The organism is Achromobacter sp. JD-1 (genome assembly GCF_038594925.1).
GTDB classification, from domain to species: domain Bacteria; phylum Pseudomonadota; class Gammaproteobacteria; order Burkholderiales; family Burkholderiaceae_B; genus Achromobacter; species Achromobacter spanius_C.
Genome location: NZ_JBCGCS010000064.1, coordinates 1 through 2,227, shown reverse-complemented (window position 1 = coordinate 2,227; position 2,227 = coordinate 1). Strand labels below are relative to the sequence as shown.

Here is a 2,227-nt window from a genome sequence, read left to right as displayed (position 1 = left end):
CGTTGATCTGTGCTTTTTGCATGACGATTACCTCAGCGTTTCGACAGCGGTCGAGTAGGAAATGACTTGAAAGCCCAGCGGGTTGTCGCGAATGACGCTTTCCGACATCGGCGCGTTGACAAACCTGTAGGCGATGGTGGCGATGAATTGCTCACTGTTTGGCGAGCGCTGGGGGCCCATCTCGCTGCGCGTGAATCGGACCGTAGCGGTCTGGTTGGGTCCCGGAGTGATCGACCGTACGTTGATGACCAGGCGGGTGTGTTCGCCGTACTTCTTGTCGAGGGCTTCACGGCCAGTCCTGGGGTCGTCTTCAAACTTGGCGTGGTACTGCTGTTGCACGTCCGGCGAGCTGAACAGGCCACAGCGGTCGTACATGTTTTGCAGGGTGCGCCAGTCGTAGCCTTCGCAGGACAACACGTACTGAGTGACGAAGTAGCGCGCGATCCGAGGGCCATAGTCCTCCTGTGCGTCGCCGAGCTGGGATACGTTTTCGACTTCACCTGTCGCATCGTTGACGCGCACGACGTAAGGCGGCTGGGGCGTGTAGCTCAGCATCAGTGAGGCCAGGGCGCCGACCGCCAGGAACGCCAGCACAAATGCGCCTACTGCAACGCGCCATGCTTTTGATCTGGAGGAAAGGATCTCCGTGAGGAAGTCCTGGTCCAGGCTCCGGTTTCTGTCCAGCTCTTGCTGAAGCGAAAGCTTGGGGTCTTCAAAGGACATGTCGGTCCTCCAATTCCCGAGCGAGATGATGGGGCCGCACGTTTCGTACGGGCATGAAAGTGCGTGCCGCGGCGAGCGCGGCCAGAATGGCGTGCTTCATCGGTTCTCCGAAGAGACTAGGGGATTTAAATCAGACGGCGCTGGCTAATACGCAGCGCAATAAGAAAGGCACAGCGATTGCTGTGCCCTGTGCTTCAAATACTAAGGTGTCGGCGGGCCGGAGGCCAACGACAGATCTGCCGAGTCAATCTTGGCTAGTGTTGCGTCTCCATTCGGCAATCCTGTTTTCGTGCAATTGGCGTTCATGGTCTCTCTGCCAATTCGAACGTCTGTCGTCGCGCCCACCTTTTGGTGTGGCCATACCCATGCCCAACAGCTGCGCGGGCCATTGGAAGCACAAGTACCAGACGGGCCGCAGAATCCAAGTCCACGTCGCCTTAGCTAGACTCATCCATTGGAATGCAGAAATCGGCTGCTCGGGGGCAACGGCGGGCGGAGCAGATAACGGCACGTCATTGCCCAGCAAGGGGTTCTGAGAAAGGGCCTTTCCCAGCGGCTTCAACGGATCCATCTTAATCCTCGCGATTTTTAGTGCTTGTCAGGGAGGACGGCTATTCGGCCATCAATTTTAGCCAATCTTCCCAACGAAGGGAACTGAAATCCCGCCTCCACTGCCGCCTCCGCTTATCTTAGTGGCAACTACGGAAACCTGTTCTAGCATGAATTTTGAACACATCATGAAGAAAACAATCGCAGTAAGCATGGAGAAAATATTGATCTGGTCTGCCTTTGTTAGATCAATCAAGCCTTGTTGCAACATACCGAACATTCCCATGATGAACATGAACACCACCATGAAAAGACCGGCATAGATGGCATAGTAGACAGCCTGACCTACCCACGCTTTGAAGAAGTCCTTCGTTTGGTCGAACAGCAGCGCCAATATGCAAAGCGGTCCTAGTACGACGACTAAGCCCATCCCGACTTTTACCGTGATCAGCACTAGCATCCCGACCGCGCTCATGACCGCTGAGATAATGGTGATGATGACCGAGACAACCACAAATACAAAGGCCTGCGCGATTTTCTTGAGACCGCTCGGTGCGCGCTCCTGCAACCGTGTGCCGATTTCTGCGCCGTTGTTCGCCGCGTCGTCCATCATTTCGGATGGAGTTTTGACGGTGCCTGTGAACAGCTGAGCCACAGAGGTCGGTAAGTCCAGCATCACGCCGACAATCTCCTTTTGGTACAGCCCATTTGCGCTGGCAATGCTCACGATGATTGCAATATTGACGACACGCCGACACGCATGGAGGACCGGAGTTTGAATGGCGCCCGAGCAGATGAGCCACCCGTACCAGACCAGCGCGACGGACAAAGAAACGGACACGAACGGCAATAGCTTGGCGGTGACGGATGCGACCAACGGCGTGATGACGCTCGTTAGCATCTTAGTCACCGACTGGTCGATCCAGTTCGCGATCCCGCCGAGACTGGCTAGACT

General features: G+C 55.9%; 2 protein-coding genes. Both read right to left on the bottom strand.

The genetic code is table 11. The features are described 5' to 3' along the window. Positions 1-27 precede the first annotated feature (27 nt). Positions 28-723: a virB8 family protein gene (locus WBR68_RS31165; RefSeq protein ID WP_230696240.1), complete on the bottom strand. Its 696-nt coding sequence runs from the start codon at positions 721-723 to the stop codon at positions 28-30. 628 nt (positions 724-1,351) lie between these two features. Continuing rightward, positions 1,352-2,227, bottom strand: an 876-nt coding sequence (locus tag WBR68_RS31160) for a type IV secretion system protein (protein ID WP_230696239.1), incomplete at its 5' end; no start/stop codon positions are given.